The organism is Amycolatopsis dendrobii, from assembly GCF_014145675.1.
GTDB classification, from domain to species: Bacteria; Actinomycetota; Actinomycetes; order Mycobacteriales; family Pseudonocardiaceae; genus Amycolatopsis; species Amycolatopsis dendrobii.
Genome location: NZ_JACGZW010000019.1, coordinates 156,444 through 178,277, shown reverse-complemented (window position 1 = coordinate 178,277; position 21,834 = coordinate 156,444). Strand labels below are relative to the sequence as shown.

Sequence of the window (21,834 nt, the reverse complement as noted above, 5' to 3'; positions counted from 1 at the left end):
GTGATTGTGCTGACGGGCGGCGGGGGCTGGTCAAGGCGGGAAAGATGCCTTGACCAGCACCCGCCGCCCGCAGGGAGCCTTCGGACCGGTGTGGGTGCCTCGCTGGTTGGGTGCGTCGGCTGCGGTTGTGCGGTGGCGGGCCTAGCGCCCCGATGTGGCATTGGGTGCGTCAGATGCACCGAACGCCGCATTGGGCGCATCCCGGCGGGGGAGGCGGCGGGGTGGGCTGTGAAGGGCTCCTTGCGGGAATCCAAGTCCGTGAAGGGGCCCCTCACTGCCGGGCGAGTGTCGTGAGGGGAACTCTGAGTTCCTGAAGGCGGCCCTCCCGGACAGGCCTCGCGGCCGAGGGGGCAGGCCAAGAGGGCGGCGGGCAAGAGTCAGTTGTTGGAGAGCTGGCGTTTTACCTCGGCTGCGACGCGGGAGCCTTCGGCGCGCCCGGCGATTTTCGGCTGCACGGCCTTCATCACCGCGCCCATTCCGGCCATCCCGGAGGCGCCGGTTTCCGTCACTGCCTCGGTGACCAGCGCGCGCAGTTCGTCGTCCGAGAGCTGGGCGGGCAGGTAGGCGGTGAGGACCTCTGCTTCGGCTCGTTCGCGCTCCGCTGACTCCGCGCGGCCTGCCTTGTCGAAGGCCTCGGCGGCGTCGCGGCGTTTCTTCACCTCTCGGGTGATGATTTTCAGTACCTCGTCGTCGGAGAGTTCGCGAGCGCTGTCGCCCGCGGTTTCTTCGTAGCCGATCGCCGAGAGGGTCAGCCGCAGCGTTGCCGAGCGCAGCTGGTCCCTCGCCTTGATCGCGGTCGTCAGGTCGTCGTGCAGGGTCGCCTTCAGCGTGGTCATGTACCCGATCCTGGCGCCCGCCGCGGCTGGCTGCCCGCGCCGCGCCGTCGATGCGGGGGTCTTCTAGACTCGCTTCCGATGTCCGACCAGCCTGAAATCCCCTTTTCCCTTCCGGAGGTGCGGTGATGCGTCTCGTTTTCGCCGGCACCCCGGAGCCCGCCGTGCCGTCGTTGCGCGCGCTGATCGAGTCCGAGCGGCACGAGGTCGTCGCGGTCGTCACGCGGCCGGACGCCCAGGCCGGGCGCGGGCGCAAGGTGCTGCGGTCCCCGGTGGGCGCGCTCGCCGACGAGCACGGCATCGAGGTGCTCACGCCCGCCCGCGCCGGCGACCCGGCGTTTCTCGCCAGGTTGCGCGAGCTGGCGCCGGACGTCTGCCCGGTCGTCGCGTACGGGGCGTTGCTGCCGCAGTCCGCGCTCGACATCCCGGCGCACGGCTGGGTCAACCTGCACTTCTCGCTGCTGCCCGCGTGGCGCGGCGCGGCCCCGGTGCAGGCGGCGATCCGGGCGGGGGACGAGATGACCGGCGCGTCCACCTTCCGGATCGTGAAGGAGCTCGACGCGGGCCCGGTGTTCGGCGTGGTGACCGAGACGATCGGCCCGGACGACACGTCCGGCGCGCTGCTCGGCAGGCTCGCCGAGTCCGGCGCGCACCTGCTGGTGTCCACCGTGGACGGCATCGAGGACGGCACGCTCCGCGCGGTCGAGCAGCCGGGCGAGGGCATGAGCTACGCGCCGAAGGTGACCGTCGAGGACGCGCGCGTGTCGTTCGCCGACCCGGCTTCCGCGGTCGACCGGCACATCCGTTCGGTGACGCCGGATCCCGGCGCGTGGGCGGAGTTCCGCGGCGAGCGGTTCAAGCTGGGGCCGGTCACCGTGCTCGACGAACCCGGTCCGCGGCCGGGCGAGCTGGTGGTCGAGCGCAAGCGCGTGCTCGTGGGCACGGCGACGAAACCGGTGCGGCTGGGCGAGGTCCAGGCGGCCGGCAAGAAACGGATGGCGGCCACCGACTGGGCGCGCGGCACGAGGATCGACGAAGGAGAGCGCCTCCAGTGAACGAGCGTGGAGAACGGCGGCCGTCACGGCCGCAGCGGGGCCGTCCGGCTCCGCGCAAACAGGGACCGCGGCGTCCGCCGGAGATCGACCCGGCCCGCCAGGTCGCGTTCGACGTGCTGCGCGCTGTCCGCGAGAAGGACGCGTACGCCAACCTCGTCCTCCCGCAGCTGCTGCGGGAACGCCGGGTGAGCGGCCGCGACGCCGCGCTGGCCACCGAACTGACCTACGGCACCGCTCGGGCGCAGGGCCTGCTCGACGCGGTGATCGCCGCGTGCGCCGACCGGCCGATCGAGAAGACCGACCCGGTGGTGCTCGACGCGCTCCGGCTCGGCGCCTATCAGCTGCTGCGCACCCGGATCCCGGAACACGCCTCGGTAGGGTCCACTGTGGACCTCGTCCGCGCCGAAGCCGGTTCGTGGGCAACGGGATTCGCGAACGCCATCCTGCGTGCGGTGTCGGCAAAGGACGAGACGCAGTGGCTCGACGAACTGACCCCGGACGAGGCCGCCGACCCGATCGGCGCTTACGCGCTCCGCACCGCGCACCCGCGCTGGGTCGCCCGGTCGTTCGCGGAAGCACTGGGGGACAAGGGCGCCGAGCTGAAGGCCGCCCTCGAAGCGGACGACGCCCGCCCCGCGGTGCACCTGGTCGCGCGCCCCGGCGAGATCAGCGCCGACGAACTGGCCGCCATCACCGGCGGCGACCCCGCGCCGTACTCGCCCTACGGCGTGCACCTGCCCGCAGGCGCGGGCGACCCGGCCGACGCGGAACCAGTGCGCGAACGCCTTGCCGCGGTGCAGGACGAAGGCAGCCAGCTGTGCGCCATCGCCGTCACGAAGGCCCCGCTGGAAGGCTCCGACGAACGCTGGCTGGACCTGTGCGCGGGCCCCGGCGGCAAAGCAGCGCTGCTCGGCGCGCTGGCCAAGATCAGCGGCGCGCACGTGGACGCCGTCGAGAAGGCGCCGCACCGGGCCCGGCTGATCGAGAACGCGACCGAGGGCCTGCCGGTCACCGTGCACGTCGCCGACGGTCGCGAGACCGGCCTCGAACCGGGCTACGACCGGATCCTGGTCGACGCCCCGTGCAGCGGCCTCGGCGCACTGCGCCGGCGCCCCGAGGCCCGGTGGCGCCGCAAGCCGTCGGACGTCGCGGACCTCACCAAACTGCAGGGCGAACTGCTGATGGCGGCACTGGACCTGGTGCGTCCGGGCGGCATCGTCACGTACGTGGTGTGCTCGCCGCACCTGGCCGAAACCGAAGGCGTGGTAGGCGAAACCGCCCGCCGGACCAAGTCCGAGATCGTGGACGCCCGCGAGTTCTTCCCGGACGTCCCGCAGCTCGGCGACGGCCCGTACGTCCAGCTGTGGCCCCACCGACACGGCACCGACGCGATGTTCTGCGCGGTGCTGCGCAAGCCGTGACGGATCTAGGTTTGGTCGCCAGCTCGTGCGGCGGACTGGACACCCGGTTCACCGACGAGCTGGCGAAACCCGCGGTCGCCCGAGGCTGGCGGCTCGCCATCACCCTCACGCCGACTGCCTGGGGCTGGCTGAAAGCGACCGGCGGACTGGGCGAACTCGAAGCCACGACGGATCTTCCGGTGCGCGCCGCGTCCCGGCTCCCCGGCGAACCCCGGCCGCATCCGGACCCGAAGGTGTTCCTCTTCGCTCCCGCGTCGGCGAACTCGGTGGCGAAGCTGGCGCTGGGGATCGCGGACAACCAGGCGCTCACGCTGCTCGGCGATGTCCTTGGCGCGCCGGGGAGCACCATCGTCGTGGCCTATCAGATCCAGCCGGCCCGGGAGCACCATCCGGCCTGGCGGCGGCATCTGGACACGTTGACCGAAGCTGGCGTCCGGCTGCACCGGCTGGACCCGCGCCGGCCTTGGTCGGAGCCTCTCGACTTGCTGCCCTCGCCTGCGTAAAAAGCCGTGAAGGGCTCCTTGCGGGAATCAGATTCCCGCAAGGAGCCCTTCCCGGACCTCAGCGGCTCAGCGCAGGCGAAGAGCGCGCTTCACCGTGCCGAACAGGTCGGTCTGGTTGGTCAGCCCGACGACATTCGCCGCCTGCGGCCCGTAAGCCGCGATCCGGACCTGCGTCCCGGTGTGCTCCATCGAGGAACCCGGCAGCGCAGTCCCGTAGTTGAGGGTCATGTTCGCGCCCTCGTTGGTGATCAGGGTGGCAGTCTGCCCCGGCGTCTTGGCGTCGTTGGACACGATCTGACTGGTGTGCCCGTGGTCCGCGGTCACCACAACCAGCGTGTCGGTGTGGCTGCGGGCGTAAGCGAGCCCGGCGGCGACGGCCGCGTCGAAGTCGATCGTCTCGCCGATCTGGCCGCAGGGGTCGGCCGCGTGGTCCTGCTTGTCGATCGAAGCACCCTCGACCTGCAGGAAGAATCCCTTGTTGCTGCGCCGGTCATCCAGCAGCTGCAACGCCTTCTGGGTCTGCGCCACGAGCTTCGGCTGCGTCTTCGGCAGCGCCGGGTTCGCGGTGCAGCGGGTCGGCGCGGTGCCGCCCTGCGCCGCCTTCGGGCCGGTCCAGTTCACCGGCATGTTGCCCGGCGCGAACAGGCCGAGCAGCGGCTTGCCGGGACGGGCCTTCGCCAGGTCGTCAGCGGTGTTGACCACGTTGTACCCGGCGGCCTTGGCCTGCTCCAGGACCGGCTTGCCGTTGAACTGCCCGGCGGTCGCCTTTTGGTCGAAGTACTTCGCGCCGCCGCCGAGGAGGACGTCCGGGCGGGTCTGCACGAGTTGCTCGGAGATCGAGCCCGCGCCGCCGTTCTCCTTGGCGTTCTGCGCGCACTTCTTGGTCGTCTCGTCCGGGCCCTTGCAGTCGCGGTCGACGACGTGCGCGCCGAGCACGGCCGGGGTCGCGTCCTGGACCTCGGCGGTGGTCACGTCGCCGGTGCGCAGGCCGCTGCGCTTGGCGAGTTCGAGCAGCGTCGGGACCGGGTTGCCGTAGGCGTCCACGGAAATCGCGCCGTTGTAGGTCTTCGTGCCGGTCGCCCAGCCGGTGCCCGACGCCGCGGAGTCGGTGACGTAGTCCGGCTTAGCCGGGTTGCCCTTCTCGACCGCGTACGTGGTGTAGTCGCCGGTCAGCGGGAACTCGTCCATCGCGAGCCGGCCTGCCGCGCCGCGCTCGTAGTTGCGCGCCGAGGTGATCTCGGACTGGCCCATGCCGTCGCCGATGAACAGGATGACGTTGCGCGCGTGCCCGCCCTGGATCGCCTGGCGGACCTCCTGCGTGCGGTCGCCCGCTCCGGCCGAAGCGGTGCGCGCGCCCTGGTCGTCCTGGTTGCCCTGCGCGGCGATCGCGACCGGGGCGGCGGCGACCATCGCGACGCCCAGCGCGCCCGCGGCCAGCCACTTGCGGCGGCCTGCCAAGACGGTTCTCATGATTCTCCTCGGGGTGCTTCTCGTCCGGAACTTCCGGAGGTGACCCATTAGTGCTCGCCGATGTGTTCGATACGGAGAATCCGGATGAGCGCCCGGTGTCCGGAAAGCGAACTCCGGTGCGGTCACGGCCGGTGAACAGGGCGGAACCGGGTCCTTTTACACTCGGCTCGTGGCTTCACCTCTCATCGCACCCAGCATCCTGTCCGCCGACTTCGCCAAGCTCGGCGAGGAGATCGCGGCCGTCGCGCACCCCGGGCAGACCCGGGCCGACTGGGTGCACGTGGACGTCATGGACGCGCACTTCGTGCCCAACCTGACCCTCGGCCTGCCGGTGGTCCAGTCGATTCTCAAGTCGACCGACCTCCCCGTCGACTGCCACCTGATGATCGACGACCCGGACCGCTGGGCGATCGGATACGCCGAGGCCGGCGCATACAACGTCACGGTGCACGTGGAAGCCGCCAAGGACCCGGTCATGCTGGCGAAGAACCTGCGTGCCGCGGGCGCGAAGGCCGGGCTGTCGATCAAGCCGGGCACGCCGCTCGAACCGCACCTGGAGACCCTGAAGCACTACGACACGCTGCTGGTCATGTCGGTCGAACCGGGCTTCGGCGGGCAGTCGTTCATCGCCGACGTGCTGGAGAAGGTGCGCACCGCGCGCCGGCTCGTCGACACCGGGCACCTCAAGCTGCTCGTCGAAATCGACGGCGGGATCAACTCCGACACCATCGAACAGGCCGCCGAAGCGGGCGTCGACTGCTTCGTCGCGGGCTCGGCCGTCTACGGCGCCGAAGACCCGGGCCGCGCCGTCGCCGCACTGCGCGAACAGGCCGCCCGCCTCCGCGTCGGCTGACCTTCCGGCCCGGGAAGCTCCCGGGGCCGCGCGGGTGTTGGATGGAGGGGTCACCGAAGACGGTGGCCGGGCGAGGAGGCAGCAGTGTTCACGGGAATTGTCGAAGAGGTCGGCGAGGTCACCGCGGTCGAGCAGCTCACCGACGCGGCTCGGCTCACCGTGCGCGGCCCGCTGGTCACCTCGGACGCGGGCCACGGCGATTCGATCGCGGTCAGCGGCGTCTGCCTGACCGTCGTCACGGTCTCCGGCGGCGAGTTCACCGTCGATGTGGTGAACGAAACACTCCAGCGTTCGAGCCTCGCGAAGGTGGCCGTCGGCGACGCGGTGAACCTCGAGCGCGCGACCCCGGCGGGCGGACGGCTCGGCGGGCACATCATGCAGGGCCACGTGGACGGCACCGGCGTCTTCATCTCCCGCGACGAGCGCGGCGTGACGACGTTCTCCCTGCCCCCGGCCTTGTCGCGGTACGTCGTGGAGAAGGGGTCGATCGCCGTTGACGGCGTTTCGCTCACTGTCGCGAGCATCGCCGAGGACCGGTTTTCCGTCGCGTTGATCCCCACCACGCTCGAGACGACGACTCTCGGCAGGCGGGAAGAAGGCGACCACGTGAACCTCGAAGTGGACGTCGTCGCGAAGTACGTGGAGAAGCTCACTGCGCCACACGTGGCGGCGAACGCGCACAATGTGTGACATCCACCCGGCGGCGGCAGCGAAGGAGCACCCGTGAGCGAGACGAAGGCGGCCGAGCCGCAGACCGGATGGACCCCGTGCGGAGCAGGCGCGGCGGTCGACGTGGACGCCATCGAGGCCGCGATCGCGGACATCGCCGCCGGGCGTGCGGTGGTCGTCGTCGACGACGAGGACCGCGAGAACGAGGGCGATCTCATTTTCGCCGCGGAGAAGGCGACGCCGGAACTGCTCGCGTTCATGGTGCGCTACACCTCGGGCTACGTGTGCGTCGCGCTGACCGAATCCGAGGCGGACCGGCTCGACCTGCCGCCGATGTACCACACGAACCAGGACCAGCGCGGCACCGCCTACAGCGTCACGGTCGACGCGGCCGACGGCATCACCACCGGTATCTCCGCCGCCGACCGCGCGCACACCACGCGGCTGCTGGCCGACCCCGAAGCCACCGCGAAGGACTTCCGCCGCCCCGGCCACGTCGTGCCGTTGCGCGCCAAGGAAGGCGGCGTGCTGCGCCGTCCCGGGCACACCGAGGCGTCGGTCGACCTGGCCCGGCTGGCCGGGCTGCACCCGGCCGGCGTGCTCTGCGAGATCGTGTCGCAGAAGGACGAGGGCGACATGGCCCGGCGCGACGAGCTGGAAGTGTTCGCCGCCGATCACGACCTGAAGATCATCTCGATCGCGGATCTGATCGCCTACCGCAGGCGCACCGAGAAGCAGGTCGAGCGCGTCGCCGAGGCGCGGATCCCGCTGGCCGCGGGCGAGTTCCGCGCGGTCGGGTACGACAGCCTGCTCGACGGGATCGAGCACGTCGCCTTCGTCTACGGCGAGATCGGCGACGGCGAGGACATCCTGGTCCGCGTGCACTCCGAATGCCTCACCGGCGACGTCTTCGGCTCGCTGCGCTGCGACTGCGGCCCGCAGCTGGACGCAGCGCTGCAGAAGGTGGCCGACGAGGGCCGCGGGGTCGTGCTGTACATCCGCGGGCACGAAGGCCGCGGCATCGGCCTCCTGCACAAGCTTCAGGCGTACCAGCTGCAGGACGCGGGCGCGGACACCGTCGACGCGAACCTGGCGCTGGGCGTCCCGGCGGACGCGCGCGACTACGGCACCGGCGCGCAGATCCTGTGCGACCTCGGCGTCCGGTCGATGCGCCTGCTCACGAACAACCCGGCGAAGCGGGTCGGCCTCGAGGGCTACGGCCTGCGCGTCACCGGCCGGGTCGCGCTGCCGATCTCGCCGAACCCGGAAAACCTGCGGTACCTGCGCACCAAGCGCGACCGGATGGGGCACGACCTCAGCCAGCTCGAGCACTACGACCAGGTCGGCGCGTCCGACGCGGGCACGGAGGAGGACACCACGCGATGAGCGGCGAGGGGCGGCCGGAAGCCGCGCTCGACCTGCGCGACTGCAAGTCCTTGCGGCTCGCGGTCGTCGCGACGCGGTGGAACGCGAAGATCACCGACGTGCTGCTGGAGCGCGCGCTCGCCGCGGCGAAGGACGCCGGGCTGGAAGAAGAGCCCACGGTCATCCGTGTCGCGGGCGCGGTGGAGCTTCCGGTCGCGGCGCAGGCGCTGGCCCGCAACCACGACGCGGTCGTCGCGCTCGGGGTCGTGATCCGCGGCGGCACGCCGCACTTCGAGTACGTGTGCGACGCGGTCACCGCTGGTCTCACCCGGGTCGCGCTCGACGAGAGCACCCCGGTCGGCAACGGCGTTTTGACCTGCGACACCGAGCAGCAGGCCCTGGACCGCTCCGGCATGCCCGGCTCCGTGGAGGACAAGGGCTACGAGGCGGCCGTAGCGGCGCTCGACACCGCGCACGTGCTGCGCGGCCTCGGCAAGCCATGGACCGAGCGGGGATTCGTGTGAGCGTGATGACCGAGCAGCAGGCCACTTTGGTGATCCGCCCGCGCCGGGCGCTGGTCATGTGCAGTGTGCTCGCCGTGGCGCTGCTCGCGGCGTTCGTGGTCGTGGCGGTCCTGCTGCGCAGTTCGCACACCGGCGTCGTGTTCGAGGCGTCGGACCAGATCGCGATGATCGGCATCGGCGTCGCGCTGTCGGCGGGCACGATGCTGTTCGGCAACGCCCGCGTCCGCGCGGACGCCACCGGCATCGAGGTCCGCAACGTCCTCGCGCGGCGGGTGTTCACCTGGGACCAGGTGCTGTCGATCAGCTTCCCGGACGGCGCCTCGTGGGCCCGGCTGGAACTGCCGGACGACGAGTACTTCTCGGTGATGGCCGTGCAGGCGGTGGACCGCGAACGCGCGGTGACGGCGGTGCGCGCGCTGCGGAAGCTGCACCGCGCCGCCACCGAGGCCTGAGTTCCCTTACAGCTCCAGATCCACGACGATCGGCGCGTGGTCGGACGGCTGCTTGCCTTTGCGGGCTTCGCGGTCCACGTAGGAATCGGTGACCGCTTTGGCGAAAACCTCGTTCCCGTAGACGAGGTCGATGCGCATTCCCTTGTTGTTCGGGAAGTTCCCGCCGCGGTAGTCCCAGTACGTGAACGGGTGGTCGTACTTCAGCGGCCGCGGGAACACGTCGGACAGCCCGGCGTCGCGCAGCTTCTTCAGCGCCGCCCGTTCGGGTTCGGTGACGTGCGTGGATTCGGCGAACAGCGAGATGTCCCAGACGTCTTCGTCCGTCGGCGCGACGTTGAAATCCCCGAGCACGGCGAACGGACGGGCATGCCGCAGTTCTTCGCCGACGAGGTCGCCGAGCTTCTCGAACCACTCGAGTTTGTAGGCGTAGTGCGGGTTTTCCGGCTCGCGCCCGTTCGGCACGTACACCGACCAGACGCGGATCCCGCCGCACGTCGCGCCGATCGCCCGCGCCTCGGCCTGCCCGTCGAAACCCGGTTCGCCCGGCAGCCCGCGCACCACGTCGTCGAGCCCGATCTTCGAGAGGATCGCGACGCCGTTCCACCGCCCCAGCCCGTAAGCGGCGACCTCGTACCCGCGCGCGGTGATCTCGTCGGCGGGGAAGGCTTCGGTGGTGTTCTTGAGTTCCTGGAGGCAGAGCACGTCCGGAGCGGTGGTGTCGAGCCAGTCGAGCACGCGGGGCAGCCGGGGAACGATGGAGTTGACGTTCCAGGTGGCGACGCGGACGGTCATGGCTGCTCCCTGATCGTTCGGCGGGCCGGCGAGGCCAGGCTACGGCAGGCCGGTTTCTTCCGGCGAAGGCGGGGAGAAGCGATGGCGGAAGTCAGAGTCACCTACGACCGGGCAGCCGACGCGGCCTATATCTATTTCGTGGCTCCGGGTGATTCCGCGAAGTCGGCGTACATGTATCCGTGCGACCCGGTCGCGGTCGACGGGATGATCAACCTCGATTTCGGCGAGAGCGGGCAGTTGGTGGGCGTCGAGGTCCTGGCCGCGAGCAGCAAGCTGCCGCGGTACCTGCTGGACTCGGCGGAGCAGCTTTCCTGAGAGGTCGGAGCCGCCCGCATCAAGGGGTCTCACGGAAACTGTCGGACCCTCGCCATACAGTGGGGCACGTGGCTGATCCGACCACCTACCGACCTCAGCCGGGGAGCATCCCGGACTCGCCTGGCGTGTACAAGTTCCGCGACGACGCCAAGCGGGTCATCTACGTCGGCAAAGCGAAGAGCCTGCGCAGCAGGCTCAACTCGTACTTCGCCGACCTGTCCGGCCTTCATCCGCGCACGCGGCAGATGGTCACCACCGCGGCGAGCGTCGAGTGGACCGTCGTCGGCACCGAGGTCGAGGCGCTCCAGCTGGAGTACAACTGGATCAAGGAGTTCGACCCCCGGTTCAACGTCCGCTACCGCGACGACAAGAGCTACCCGGTCCTCGCGGTCACGCTGAACGAGGAATTCCCCCGGCTGCACGTCTACCGCGGCGCGCGCAAGAAGGGCGTCCGCTACTTCGGGCCGTACTCGCACGCGTGGGCGATCCGCGAGACGCTCGACCTTCTCCTGCGCGTTTTCCCTGCCCGCACCTGTTCCGCGGGCGTCTTCCGGCGGCACGGGCAGATCGGGCGGCCGTGCCTGCTCGGCTACATCGACAAGTGCTCGGCTCCGTGCGTGGGCCGGGTGTCCGCCGACGAGCACCGGGCGATCGTCGAGGACTTCTGCGACTTCCTCGCCGGGCGCACGGACGCGATGGTGAAGCGGCTCGAACGCGAGATGGCGCAGGCGTCCGAAGAGCTGGAGTTCGAGCGGGCCGCGCGGCTGCGGGACGACCTGGGCGCGTTGCGGCGTGCGATGGAGAAACAAGCCGTGGTCTTCGGCGACGGCACGGACGCCGATGTCGTCGCCTTCGCGCACGACGAACTGGAGGCCGCCGTCCAGGTGTTCCACGTGCGCGGCGGGCGCGTGCGCGGGCAGCGCGGCTGGGTGATCGACAAGGCCGAGGAAATGGACGTCCCGGCACTGGTCGATCATTTCCTCACCCAGTTCTACGGCGAGGAATCCGACCGCGCGGGCCGCGACGACGTCGAGACCGGTCCGGTCGTCCCGCGCGAGGTGCTGGTGCCGGAGCTGCCCGGGGACGCCGACGCGGTCGCCGAATGGCTGTCCGGCCTGCGCGGGTCGCGGGTGCGGCTGCGGGTCGCGCAGCGCGGCGACAAGAAGGCGCTCGCGGAAACGGTGGAGCGCAACGCCAAGGAAGCGTTCACCCAGCACAAACTGCGCCGCGCGGGCGATCTCACCGCGAGGTCCGCGGCGCTGCAGGAACTTCAGGACTACCTCGCGCTCGACAGCGCGCCGCTGCGCATCGAATGCATCGACATCAGCCACATCCAGGGCAGCGACGTCGTGGCGTCGCTGGTGGTGTTCGAGGACGGCCTGCCGCGCAAGTCCGAGTACCGCAAGTTCGCGCTGCGGGAGGCGGCGACCGAGGGCGACGTGGCGTCCATCGCCGAGGTCGTGCGCCGGCGATTCCACCGCTATCTCAAGGAAACGGCCGAAAACGCCGCTGAGGCAACGGAAACCGGCTCGGACACCGCTTCGGACACCGTGGCGGGAGCGGGGGACGAGGCAATCCGGCCGGTGCGCGCCGGGATCGACCCGGAGACCGGCCGCCCGCGCAAATTCGCGTACCCGCCGAACCTGCTGGTCGTCGACGGCGCGGGCCCGCAGGCCACCGCGGCCGCGGACGTGCTCGCCGAACTGGGCATCACCGACATAGCCGTCGTCGGGCTCGCGAAGCGGCTCGAGGAGGTGTGGCTGCCGGGCGAACCGGATCCGATGATCCTGCCGCGCACGTCCGACGCGCTGTATCTGCTGCAGCGGCTTCGCGACGAGGCGCACCGGTTCGCCATTCGCTACCACCGCGAAAAGCGCGCCAAGCGCATGCAGACGTCCGAATTGGACAGTGTGCCCGGACTCGGGCAGGCTCGGCGCACCGCGCTGATCAAGCACTTCGGCTCGGTGAAGAAGCTCAAACAGGCCCGGGTCGAGGAAATCGAAGCGGTGCCCGGTTTCGGCAGGCGCACTGCCGAGGCCGTGGTGGCGGCACTGGCCGGGGAGACCGGCGCCGCACCGCGGGCAGTACCGGGAGGGGACCAGGGGTCGTGATCGGGAAGGAAGCACAGACGTGAGTGCGGAAGAGGAAAAACGGGGCAGCGGGATGGAGGTCGCGGTCGTGTCCGGCCTGTCCGGCGCGGGCCGCTCCACGGCGGCCAAATGCCTGGAGGACCTCGGCTGGTTCGTGGTCGACAACCTGCCGCCGGAGCTGATCGCCACGATGGTGGAGCTCGGCGCGCAGGCGCGGGGGGCGATCACCAAGGTGGCGGTGGTGATGGACGTGCGCTCGCGCGCGTTCACCGACGACCTGGCCTCGGTCATCAAGGACCTGGACGCGCGCGGGTACAAGCCGCGCGTGCTGTTCCTGGAGGCCACCGACGCGGTGCTGGTGCGCCGCTTCGAATCGGTCCGCCGCGGACACCCGATGCAGGGCGACGGCAGGCTCGCCGACGGCATCACCGCCGAGCGCAAGCTGCTTTCGCCGCTGCGCGAGGAAGCCGACCTGGTGCTCGACACGTCCGCGCTGTCGGTGCACGACCTGCGCGCGAAGATCGAGGACGCGTTCGGTTCCGAAGCTAGCACGCAGACCCGCGTCACCGTGCTGTCCTTCGGCTACAAGTACGGTTTGCCGATGGACGCCGACCTGGTGATGGACGTGCGGTTCCTGCCGAACCCGTTCTGGATCCCAGAGCTGCGCGAGCACACCGGCCTCGACGGCGAGGTGCGCAATTACGTGCTGTCGCAGGAAGGCGCCGAGGAATTCCTCGACCGCTACCACCAGCTGCTGCGGCTCATCGGCGCCGGCTACAAGCGCGAGGGCAAGCGGTACCTGACGCTCGCGGTCGGCTGCACCGGCGGCAAGCACCGCAGCGTCGCGATCTCCGAGGAACTCGCCCAGCGACTGTCCAATGAGGACGGCATGGCAGTAAAGGTGGTGCACCGGGATCTTGGCCGGGAGTGACGTGCGCGCGGTGGCGCTGGGCGGAGGACACGGGCTGCACGCGACGCTGACCGCGCTCCGGCGGATCACCCGCGCCGTCACGGCGGTGGTGACGGTGGCCGACGACGGCGGGTCGTCCGGCAGGCTGCGGCGCGAACTGGGGCTGCTGCCGCCGGGCGACCTGCGCCAGGCGTTCGCCGCCTTCGCCGCGGAGGACGGCGGGCGGCTGTGGGCGGAGGTGTTCCAGCACCGCTTCGGCGGCGACGGCGCGCTCGCCGGGCACGCGGTCGGGAACCTGCTGCTCGCCGGGCTGTTCGAGGTGCTCGGCGACCCGGTGGCCGCGCTGGACGAGGCGAGCAGGCTGATGGGCATCTCCGGCCGGGTGCTGCCGATGTCGCCGGAGCCGCTGGAGATCGAAGGCGAGGTCAGCGGCCTGGACAGCGAGGACCCGGACGCGATCCGGCGGATCCGGGGCCAGGTCGCCGTCGCCAGCACGCCCGGCCAGGTGCACCGCATCACGCTGCACCCGGCCGGACGCCAGGAGCGCCCGCCGCGCGGTTGCGCGGAGGCGATCGAGGCGGTGCTGGAGGCGGATGTCGTTTTTCTCGGCCCCGGCTCGTGGTTCACCAGCGTGCTGCCGCATGTGCTGGTCCCGGATCTGCACGACGCGCTCGTGCGCACCACGGCGACGAAGGTCGTCGTGCTGAATCTTGTCCCCCAACCGGGGGAAACCGGCGGATTCTCCCCCGAGCGGCATCTGGACGTACTCTTCGAGCACGCGCCCGCGCTGCGGGTCGACGCCGTCGTCGCGGACCGTGATTCCGTCCCTGACCCGGCAAGCCTGCGCCGGGCGGCCGAACGCCTCGGAGCCAGGGCCTGCCTGGGGGCGGTGGCCGACCCGGTCGTGGCGGGACGGCATGATCCTGGTGCGCTCGCCCAGTGCATGCGAGAGGCACTCGGCCTCGGCGGGGAGCACTGTGGGTGACGGCGGGCGCGCAGCGAAAGGCAGGAGGGGCAGTACATGGCGATGACCGCCGCGGTGAAAGACGAACTGAGCCGGCTCGAGATCACGAAGATCGGGCCGCGCCGGGCGGAGGTCGCGTCGCTGCTTCGCTTCGCGGGCGGGCTGCACATCGTGGCCGGCCGGGTGGTGGTCGAAGCGGAGCTGGACACGGGTTCGGTCGCGCGGAGGTTGCGCAAGGAGATCCACGAGCTGTACGGACACCATTCGGACGTCCACGTGATCACCGCGAGCGGCGGCCTGCGCAAGGGGACGCGGTACGTCGTGCGCGTGGTGAAGGACGGCGAGGGCCTGGCGCGCCAGACGGGTTTGATCGACCAGCGCGGCCGCCCCGTGCGAGGACTGCCCGCCGCCGTGGTGTCCGGCGGAGTGGCCGACGCCGAAGCAGCCTGGCGCGGTGCCTTCCTGGCCCACGGCTCGCTGACCGAACCGGGCCGCTCGTCGTCGCTGGAAGTGACCTGCCCCGGCCCGGAAGCGGCCTTGGCCCTGGTCGGCGCGGCCCGGCGGATGGGCATCCAGGCGAAGTCCCGTGAGGTGCGGGGCGCGGACCGCGTCGTGGTCCGCGACGGCGACGCCATCGGCGCCCTGCTGACCCGCCTGGGCGCGCACACGAGCGTGCTGCAGTGGGAAGAGCGCCGGATGCGCCGCGAGGTGCGAGCGACCGCCAACCGCCTCGCCAACTTCGACGACGCGAACCTGCGCCGCTCGGCCCGCGCCGCGGTCGCGGCGGCCGCCCGGGTGGAACGCGCCCTGGAGATCCTCGGCGACACCGCCCCGGACCACCTGCTCGCCGCCGGCCGTCTGCGCCTGTCGAACCGCCAGGCGTCGCTCGAGGAACTGGGCCAGCTGTCCGATCCGCAGATGACGAAAGACGCGGTGGCCGGCCGGATCCGCCGGCTGCTGGCGATGGCGGACAAGCGGGCGAAGGAACTGAGCATCCCGGACACCGAATCGGCGGTAACCCCGGAAATGCTCGAAGAAGAAGCCTGACGCGGCGGTCGGCGGGGCGCTGCCGCTCGGCGGCCCGCCGGGATCAGCGCCGCCGGAAGTCTCGTGAGTGCCTATGCCGGTGGGAACCGGCCTGAACACTCACGAGGGTGCGCCTGCCGGCGGATCCCCGCCGCGCTGGACGGGCCCGGGACCATCGCTCGTCCCGCGAGCGTTCTGCTACGCCTTCCGTGGCGCTGACTGCTCCGTCCTGCGCTTTCCGCAAGGCACCCGCCCAGTGGGCGCCCCTCCAGGCACGCGCCCCCGGCCCCGCGGCGCCCGCCCCGCCGTCAAGGGTGCGTCCACAGTGGACAAATCACCCCCGCCACACCACCGTGTTCGCTACCGTAGGGGGCATGATCGATCTGCCGCTCTCCGTACTTGAACTCGCGCTGGTCGAGGCCGGGCAGTCGGCCACCGCGGCGCTCGAACCGCTCTCCGCTGTCGCGCGCAGGGTTGACGAGCTGGGCTACCGCAGGCTCTGGTTCGCCGAGCATCACGGTTCGCCGGCCATCGCCAGTGCCTCCCCGCAGGTGCTCGCGGCGCACGCGGGCGCGGTGACGTCGCGGGTCCGGGTCGGGTCCGGCGGGGTTCTGGCGCCTAATCACGCGCCGTTCGCGCTGGCCGAGCAGTTCGGCACCTTGTCGGCGCTCAACGGCGGCCGGGTCGATCTCGGCGTGGGCCGCGGGCCCGGTGCGCTCGATCCGGACATCATCCGGGCGCTGCGCCGCGGAGCGGAGCCGGCTCAGGAAGCCGACTATCACGCGGACGTCGACGAGCTTCTGCAGCATCTCGGCAGCGACAAGGTGCTCCCCGGCGGCGTGACCGTGCCGGAGCCGTGGCTGCTCAGTTCCAGCCCGGCGGGGGCGGAGGTGGCGGCCGAGCGCGGGTTGCCGATCGCGTTCGCGCATCACATCCGGCCGGACAACACCGCGGTCTCGCTGGAGCGTTACCGGGAGAAGTTCCAGCCGTCGAAGTGGCGTTCAGCGCCGTACGTGCTGCTGTGCGTCGAGACGATCTGCGCGGACACCGAGGCCGAAGCCGAGTACCTGTCCGGGCCGATGAACGTCCTCAAATCGCACCTGCTCGCCGGCGGCGGGGGAGACCAGCCGATGCTCACGCCGGAAGAGGCCGCCGGGTACGAGTTCGCGCCGGAGATGGTGCCGCAGCTCGAACACTTCCGCGCGGCTCAGGCTTACGGTGAGCGAGAGCAGGTCCAAGCGCGGCTCTCGGAGCTGGCGAAGCAGACCGGCGCGGACGAAATCATGGTCACGGTGCCCGTTTTCGACGCGAAGGCGCGCATCCGCTGTTACGAACTGGTGAAAGAATGAGGTGCGGCAGGGGTGACCGGCGCCGCTCCGGTCACCCCTGCCGCGGCTTTATCCGGCGAGCCCCGCGCCGGGGAACTTCAGCTGCACCACCACGTTGTCGATGGTGTCGGGCGTGCCGCCGAGCTTGTCGTTGTTCGTCGAGGTCACCCACAGGTGCCCGTCCGGCGTCTTGGTCACCGAGCGCAGCCGGCCCCAGCGGCCGGAGAACACCGCGGACACGTCGCCGACGCTGTCGCCCTTGATCTGCGTGACGAACAGCTGCTTGCCGGTCACCGCCGCGATGTAGATCCAGTCGTTCACGATCTCGATGCCCGACGGCCCGGCCTGCGAGGTCGGCCACGTCTTCTTCGGCGCGATCGTCCCCTTGCAGTCGCCGATCGTGCCCTCGCAGGCCGACCAGCCGTAGTTGCCGCCCTTCTGGATCAGGTTCAGCTCGTCCTGGCTGCTCTCGCCGAACTCCGACGACCACAGCCGCCCCTGCGAGTCCCAGGCGAGGCCCTGCGGATTGCGGTGCCCGTAGCTCCAGACGTACCGGGCGTTGCCGCCGGTGGCGTAGAACGGGTTGTCGCTCGGCGCGGAACCGTCCGGGTTGAGCCGCAGGATCTTGCCGTTGAGCGAGCTCTTGTTCTGCGCGTTGGCCTTGACCTTCGCGTCGCCGACAGTGGCGTACAGCTTGCCGTCCGGGCCGAACGCGATCCGGCCGCCGTTGTGGTACTGGTTCTTCGACATCCCGGTCAGCACCGGCGTGGTGGTCTTCGACAGCGTGGTGCCGTCGTAGGTGACCTTCACGATCCGGTTGTCGCTGGAGGACGTGTGGTACAGGTACACCGCGTGATCGGTGTTCCACTGCGGCGAAATCGCCAGCCCGAGCAGCCCGCCCTCGCCGTTCGTGGTGACCACGCCGGGGATCTTGCCGAGCGTCGTCTTCTTGCCGTCCGGGGTGATCTGCAGCAGTTCGAACCGGTCCCGTTCGGTCACCAGCGCGTTGCCGTTCGGCAGGAAACCGACCGCCCAGCCGAGGTCGACCTTCGCGATGTCCTTGTCGTACGACGGGATTCCGCCGCCCGCACCGCTGCTGCTGGTCGTCTTCGCGGTGACCGCGTTGCTCGCCGCGGAGGCGTTCCCGTTGGGGTCACGCGCCTTCACGGTGAATGTGTAGGACGTGTTCGGCTTGAGGTCGGTGACCGTCGCCGAAGTCTGCGAGGTGGTCGAGACGATGTCGTTGCCCTGGTACACGTCGTAGCCCGCGATCGAGCCGCTGTCGTCGGTGGAAGCCTTCCAGGACAACGAAATGCTGTCCGAAGTGCTGCCGGTGACCTTGAGCGAACCGGGCACGCTCGGCGGGGTTTTGTCGTCGCTGGGCGGGGTTTTCACGCCGACCACGTTGCTCGGCTGCGACGGGTTGCCCGCCGCGTCGTAGGCGATCACCGAGATGTCGTAGGAGGTGTTCGGCGTCAGCTGGTCGACGGTCGCCGAGGTGGTCTTGCCGTCCACGACCTTCAGCGTGTTGCCGCCGCGGTTGATCTCGTACCGCGTGACGCCGACGTTGTCCGTCGCCGCGTCCCAGCGGAAATCGGCCGCGGTCGGCCGGATGTTCGACGCCTGGAAGTTCTTCGGCGGCGTCGGCGGCTCGGTGTCGGCCGGGGCGGAGAAGCTGTCGGTGATCTTGTCGGTGTTGGGCCCGCCGTTCGCGGACGCCGAAACGGTGCGCACGTGGTTGACGCCCGCGGTGAGCTGGACGGTCGCGGTGACGGTCTTCCACGTCGTCCAGGAACCGGTGCCGGGGAAGGAAACCGTGCCCTTGTCGCCTCCGTCGACCACGAGCTTCATCGGCCGGTCGTCGGCGGTTCCGTTGGCGTAGCGGAAAGTCAGCGTGTGCGTGCCGGCCTGTGCCGCGTTGACCGAGTAGTCGGCGTAGCTGCCGACGAGGTTGTCGAAGTCCACGAATCCCTTGCCGGAGTAGCCGGAGTGGTTCGTGGCGATCTTGGCCTGGGAGAGCGTCGCGTCCTCGGACTCGTAGTCCCCGGTGGCCGCGGTGGCGGTCACGGGGGTCAGCAGTGCGCAGCCGAGCGCGGTCGCCGCGGTACCGGCGAACAGCGCGCTCAACGTCGAGCGTCGTGCCACGGGGGCCTCCTGCTTGAGGGGGATCGGGGCGGCGGCGGGGAACTGCACAGTCTTCGTTAGGAAACTTTCCTATTTATCGGGACAGATCACACACCCTCGGCAGGTGCGGTGTCAATAGTGCGATCGCGGCATTACGCTCCGCAGCCGTGGCCGCGGAGCGTGCGCCGAAAGAAGCGACGGGTCAGAACCCGGCGATGTCCGCCCGCGCGATCACCTTCGTGATCCTCGCCCGGACGAGGGATTCTTCCGGGACGGCGTTGCGCTTGCCGTAGGCCAGGCCGTTCTCCTCGCCCATGTACCGCGCGCCGAGCCGGGTGGCCCACTCCAGCATTTCGTCGAGGTCGTGGTGCAGTTCGGCCTCGGCGGTGAACTGGACGTACGAGAACGGCGGCCGCTGGTCGTCCACGGCGAGCGAGATCCGCGCGTCGCGGCGCAGGGCCTTGCCCTTGAGCGTGTCCGTGCCGGTGGTGAAGATCAGCTCGTCGCCGTCCGGGCCCTCGTTCAGCAGGAACCACACGGGCGTGACGACCGGGGCTCCGCTGGCCCGCACGATCCCCAGCATCCCGGTCCGCGTGCCCTCGCTCGCGAACTTCCACCACTCCGCCCTGGTCATCTCCCGCATGCCCGCCACGCTAGCCGTCCGCGTGTGCGGGCGCTCGGGCAGGCCGACTAGCCTGACCTGCTGTGCGATACGACGAGATGGGCGCCGCTGGGCTCGCCGACGAGGGGCTGACCCGTCGGCTGAAGGCGCTCGCCTGCACCGCGCCGTTGCACGACCTCGACGCGCGCAAGGCGAAGCTCGACTGGGCCGACGCCACGGTGTACCAGATGGCCGAGATCGCGCTGCACACGATCGACCAGGTCACCATCGCGATGGACTTCGACACCGGGGCGGGCCACGACCAGGTCATCGACCGGCTGCTGCCGTTCATCTCGCTGCAGGCGCCCTCGCGGATGCCGGAAGAGCACGTGCGCGTCGCGAAGTGGGTGCTGGACAACCTGATCAACGTCGGCACGACCGACCGCGGCTTCCGGCGCGTGTACGGCTCGCTCGGCCCCGGTGGCTACCAGCGCCGCCAGTTCGACTTCAAGCTCCTGGTCGAACTGGCCGCCCCGGACGGCGAGGTGTACCTGCGCGCCACCGACGAGGCGATCAACGTGCTGGTCGGCGCGCTGGACACGGACGTCGAATCGGCGCAGATCGCGGCCGAGGTGAAGCTGGAGAACCTGATCAACCGCGGCCGCCTAGCCGACGCGAAGCTCGCCGCGGAGCAGGCGCGCTACCGCACCGTGCAGTACGGCGAGACGCTGCGCGCGAAGCTGGACGCCACCCGCCGCGACGTGCGCGCGGTCGACTGGGAGAGCGAGGTGCCGGAGCTGATCGAATCGGCGCTCGGGCACATCGAGTCCCGGTTCCGCGCGGAGAACGCGATCCTGAAGAACATCACCACCGCGCGCGACGAGTCCGAGGACGCCGACCACAAACGCCGCGCGGCCGAACTGGTCGACATCGTCGCCGACTGCATCCGGCGGCACACCAAGCTCCAGTCGCGGATCGCCGACGCGGGCGCGGTCTTCCGCGCCGAACAGGACCGCCAGCAGTTCTCCGGACCGCCGCAGCGGGCCACGATCGACCTGTTCGGCCAGCTCCTGATGCCGACGCTCGGCCTGCCGCTCGCCGACGCCACCGCGCCCGCCGAGCACTTCTTCCACGCCGTCGCGGGGATCGCGACGCCGGTCGTGCCGTCGCTGTCCTCGCTGGTGTCGCTGCTGCTGCGGCCCGCCCCGGAACGCGACCAGCTGGTCGGCGAGGTGCCGGAGCCGGAGCTGGTGCCCGCCGAGGTGACCGACCGCTTCGGCGACGACGTGTGGCGGCTCGCCGACGAACTGCTCGACCTGCCCGATGTCCCGCGCCGGCTGTCCGGGCTGCTGGAGGACGCGCGCCGCTCCGGGCAGCCGCACCTGGCGTCCCTGGTCGCGCTGCGTGCCCTGCACGCTTACAGTCCCGAGGTCGGCGCGGCGCGCCGGCAGGGGGAACGCCACGTGCTGCTCGCCGTCGACGACGGCACCCTGCTCGACGACCCGGAGTTCGGCGGGGCCGATCTGCTGCTGTCCACCGCGGAGGTCGAACGAGCTGACGACGAGACCGAGGAGGTCGCTTGAGCACCTTTCTCTCGGAGCGCCTCGAACGCCCCAATGTGGCGTTGGGTCCATGTGACGCACCCAATGTGGCATTCGTTGCGTGTGACGCACCCAATGCCACATTGGGGCGCTTTGCGGCAAGCCGCGACGAGACCGAGGAGGTCGCCTGATGCCGGTGACGCACACGAGCGTCGACGCCGAGGCCGCCGCGCGCCTCGTCGCGTTCGGGATGCGCCCGAAGCAGCTGCCCGCCCGCGACGTCGTGTACGGCGAGCTGGTGCGCCGTTACGGCGAGGACAACGCGTTCAAGGCGCTCACCCACGCGGTCGCGTCCGGTCTCGGGCTGATGGTGCTGGAGGTGACGCAGCAGGCCGGCTGCGTGCTCGCGGCCACCGACGAGTCCGTCTTCGAGATCAAGATGGACAGCTACGCGCGGCAGGCCAAGATCCGAGAACGGCGCGAGACGGAAAAGGTGCTGCACGGCCTGATCCATCTCGCGACGGCCGCGCTCGGCTATCCGCGGCCGGACGACCTGGCCAACGACACCTACATCGGCCGGGTGAGTGTCGAGCAGGTCGACGCGATGGTTCGCGAAGCGGCGCGTGTGCTCGACGAGCGCGCGCAGTTGGCCGAGGCGAACAACGACCCGCTCGCGGACGCGCCGGAGCTGGAGCAGGCGTGGCGCGCGTACGCTCGTCGGCCGGCCGCCGCGGCGACGAAGGACGGCCGGATGGCGGCGGACACGACGCGCGGCATGGTGTCGCGCGCGCTGCGATTCCTTGCCGATCAAGGCTTTTTGGTGCAGGTGAGCGACGAGCAGGGCGGCACTTACCGCACGACGCCGCGGTACCAGATCCAGGTGCGCGAACTGGCCGCGGACGCCGCGTTCGACGACCTGCTCGCGCTCGACGTCGTCGCGGTCGCCGGGGCCGGGGGAACGCTGCGCGCGACAGCCTCGGACACGCTGCAGTAAGAGG

General features: G+C 70.7%; 20 protein-coding genes and 1 pseudogene. 16 read left to right on the top strand and 5 right to left on the bottom strand.

Features of this window, described 5'->3' with window-relative positions:
- Positions 1 to 377 precede the first annotated feature (377 nt).
- Complete coding sequence (locus H4281_RS40605; RefSeq protein ID WP_182896146.1) at positions 378 to 836, bottom strand: GatB/YqeY domain-containing protein; 459 nt, start codon at positions 834 to 836, stop codon at positions 378 to 380.
- A gap of 125 nt (positions 837 to 961) precedes the next feature.
- Between H4281_RS40605 and fmt the strand changes: the two genes are divergently transcribed.
- Genes fmt through H4281_RS40590 form a run of 3 tightly spaced genes read left to right on the top strand, consistent with a single transcriptional unit; the run spans position 962 to position 3,812 of the window.
- A complete protein-coding gene (gene fmt / locus H4281_RS40600; protein ID WP_182896145.1) occupies positions 962 to 1,888 on the top strand; it encodes a methionyl-tRNA formyltransferase in 927 nt (308 codons plus the stop codon).
- Positions 1,885 to 3,309 carry an RsmB/NOP family class I SAM-dependent RNA methyltransferase gene (locus H4281_RS40595; protein WP_182896144.1) on the top strand — a complete coding sequence of 475 codons (1,425 nt, stop codon included), beginning with the start codon at positions 1,885 to 1,887 and terminating at the stop codon, positions 3,307 to 3,309. Before fmt ends, H4281_RS40595 begins: the two co-directional genes overlap by 4 nt.
- Entirely contained in the window at positions 3,306 to 3,812 is a 507-nt protein-coding gene (locus H4281_RS40590) for a flavoprotein (RefSeq protein WP_182896143.1), read from the top strand. The genes H4281_RS40595 and H4281_RS40590 overlap by 4 nt, the downstream gene beginning before the upstream one ends.
- Positions 3,813 to 3,878: 66 nt before the next feature.
- Here the strand turns inward: H4281_RS40590 and phoA are convergent, their stop codons facing one another.
- Positions 3,879 to 5,282 carry an alkaline phosphatase gene (gene phoA, locus H4281_RS40585; protein ID WP_182896142.1) on the bottom strand — a complete coding sequence of 468 codons (1,404 nt, stop codon included), beginning with the start codon at positions 5,280 to 5,282 and terminating at the stop codon, positions 3,879 to 3,881.
- 169 nt (positions 5,283 to 5,451) lie between these two features.
- Here phoA and rpe point away from each other — a divergent pair, with 169 nt between their 5' ends.
- The 5 genes from rpe (at position 5,452) to H4281_RS40560 (ending at position 9,145) form a co-directional block, all read left to right on the top strand.
- On the top strand, positions 5,452 to 6,135 hold the full coding sequence (rpe, locus tag H4281_RS40580) for a ribulose-phosphate 3-epimerase (protein ID WP_182896141.1): 684 nt from the start codon (positions 5,452 to 5,454) through the stop codon (positions 6,133 to 6,135).
- Positions 6,136 to 6,219: 84 nt separating this feature from the next.
- The gene (locus H4281_RS40575) at positions 6,220 to 6,825 is read left to right on the top strand and encodes a riboflavin synthase (protein ID WP_182896140.1); all 606 of its coding nucleotides are present in this window, start codon (positions 6,220 to 6,222) and stop codon (positions 6,823 to 6,825) included.
- Between the two features lie 33 nt (positions 6,826 to 6,858).
- Entirely contained in the window at positions 6,859 to 8,190 is a 1,332-nt protein-coding gene (locus tag H4281_RS40570; protein WP_304504545.1) for a bifunctional 3,4-dihydroxy-2-butanone-4-phosphate synthase/GTP cyclohydrolase II, read from the top strand.
- Positions 8,187 to 8,693 carry a 6,7-dimethyl-8-ribityllumazine synthase gene (gene ribH / locus H4281_RS40565; protein ID WP_037814621.1) on the top strand — a complete coding sequence of 169 codons (507 nt, stop codon included), beginning with the start codon at positions 8,187 to 8,189 and terminating at the stop codon, positions 8,691 to 8,693. The genes H4281_RS40570 and ribH overlap by 4 nt, the downstream gene beginning before the upstream one ends.
- Positions 8,694 to 8,698: 5 nt before the next feature.
- On the top strand, positions 8,699 to 9,145 hold the full coding sequence (locus H4281_RS40560; protein ID WP_237598805.1) for a PH domain-containing protein: 447 nt from the start codon (positions 8,699 to 8,701) through the stop codon (positions 9,143 to 9,145).
- A gap of 6 nt (positions 9,146 to 9,151) precedes the next feature.
- Here H4281_RS40560 and H4281_RS40555 read toward each other — a convergent pair whose 3' ends face one another.
- Complete coding sequence (locus tag H4281_RS40555) at positions 9,152 to 9,937, bottom strand: exodeoxyribonuclease III (protein WP_182896138.1); 786 nt, start codon at positions 9,935 to 9,937, stop codon at positions 9,152 to 9,154.
- A gap of 81 nt (positions 9,938 to 10,018) precedes the next feature.
- Between H4281_RS40555 and H4281_RS40550 the strand changes: the two genes are divergently transcribed.
- From H4281_RS40550 to H4281_RS40525, 6 genes are all read left to right on the top strand, one after another.
- Positions 10,019 to 10,252, top strand: a complete 234-nt coding sequence (locus H4281_RS40550; RefSeq protein ID WP_182896137.1) for a DUF2283 domain-containing protein — start codon at positions 10,019 to 10,021, stop codon at positions 10,250 to 10,252.
- 68 nt (positions 10,253 to 10,320) lie between these two features.
- Positions 10,321 to 12,363 (top strand): excinuclease ABC subunit UvrC, encoded by a 2,043-nt coding sequence (gene uvrC / locus H4281_RS40545; protein ID WP_182896136.1) that lies wholly within the window; start codon positions 10,321 to 10,323, stop codon positions 12,361 to 12,363.
- A gap of 52 nt (positions 12,364 to 12,415) precedes the next feature.
- Complete coding sequence (gene rapZ, locus H4281_RS40540; RefSeq protein WP_020658140.1) at positions 12,416 to 13,273, top strand: RNase adapter RapZ; 858 nt, start codon at positions 12,416 to 12,418, stop codon at positions 13,271 to 13,273.
- A 1-nt stretch (position 13,274) separates the two neighbouring features.
- Complete coding sequence (locus H4281_RS40535) at positions 13,275 to 14,237, top strand: gluconeogenesis factor YvcK family protein (protein WP_182896161.1); 963 nt, start codon at positions 13,275 to 13,277, stop codon at positions 14,235 to 14,237.
- A gap of 36 nt (positions 14,238 to 14,273) precedes the next feature.
- Positions 14,274 to 15,263, top strand: a complete 990-nt coding sequence (gene whiA, locus H4281_RS40530; protein WP_093574335.1) for a DNA-binding protein WhiA — start codon at positions 14,274 to 14,276, stop codon at positions 15,261 to 15,263.
- Positions 15,264 to 15,616: 353 nt separating this feature from the next.
- Positions 15,617 to 16,591, top strand: a complete 975-nt coding sequence (locus tag H4281_RS40525) for an LLM class flavin-dependent oxidoreductase (protein ID WP_182896135.1) — start codon at positions 15,617 to 15,619, stop codon at positions 16,589 to 16,591.
- 51 nt (positions 16,592 to 16,642) lie between these two features.
- Here H4281_RS40525 and H4281_RS40520 read toward each other — a convergent pair.
- A pseudogene (locus H4281_RS40520) lies at positions 16,643 to 18,688 on the bottom strand (PQQ-dependent sugar dehydrogenase); the annotation flags it as partial.
- 208 nt (positions 18,689 to 18,896) lie between these two features.
- On the bottom strand, positions 18,897 to 19,337 hold the full coding sequence (locus H4281_RS40515) for a PPOX class F420-dependent oxidoreductase (RefSeq protein WP_182896133.1): 441 nt from the start codon (positions 19,335 to 19,337) through the stop codon (positions 18,897 to 18,899).
- A 77-nt stretch (positions 19,338 to 19,414) separates the two neighbouring features.
- Between H4281_RS40515 and H4281_RS40510 the strand changes: the two genes are divergently transcribed.
- Positions 19,415 to 20,878 (top strand): hypothetical protein, encoded by a 1,464-nt coding sequence (locus tag H4281_RS40510; protein WP_182896160.1) that lies wholly within the window; start codon positions 19,415 to 19,417, stop codon positions 20,876 to 20,878.
- A gap of 148 nt (positions 20,879 to 21,026) precedes the next feature.
- Positions 21,027 to 21,830, top strand: a complete 804-nt coding sequence (locus H4281_RS40505) for a hypothetical protein (RefSeq protein WP_037814632.1) — start codon at positions 21,027 to 21,029, stop codon at positions 21,828 to 21,830.
- Positions 21,831 to 21,834 lie beyond the last annotated feature (4 nt).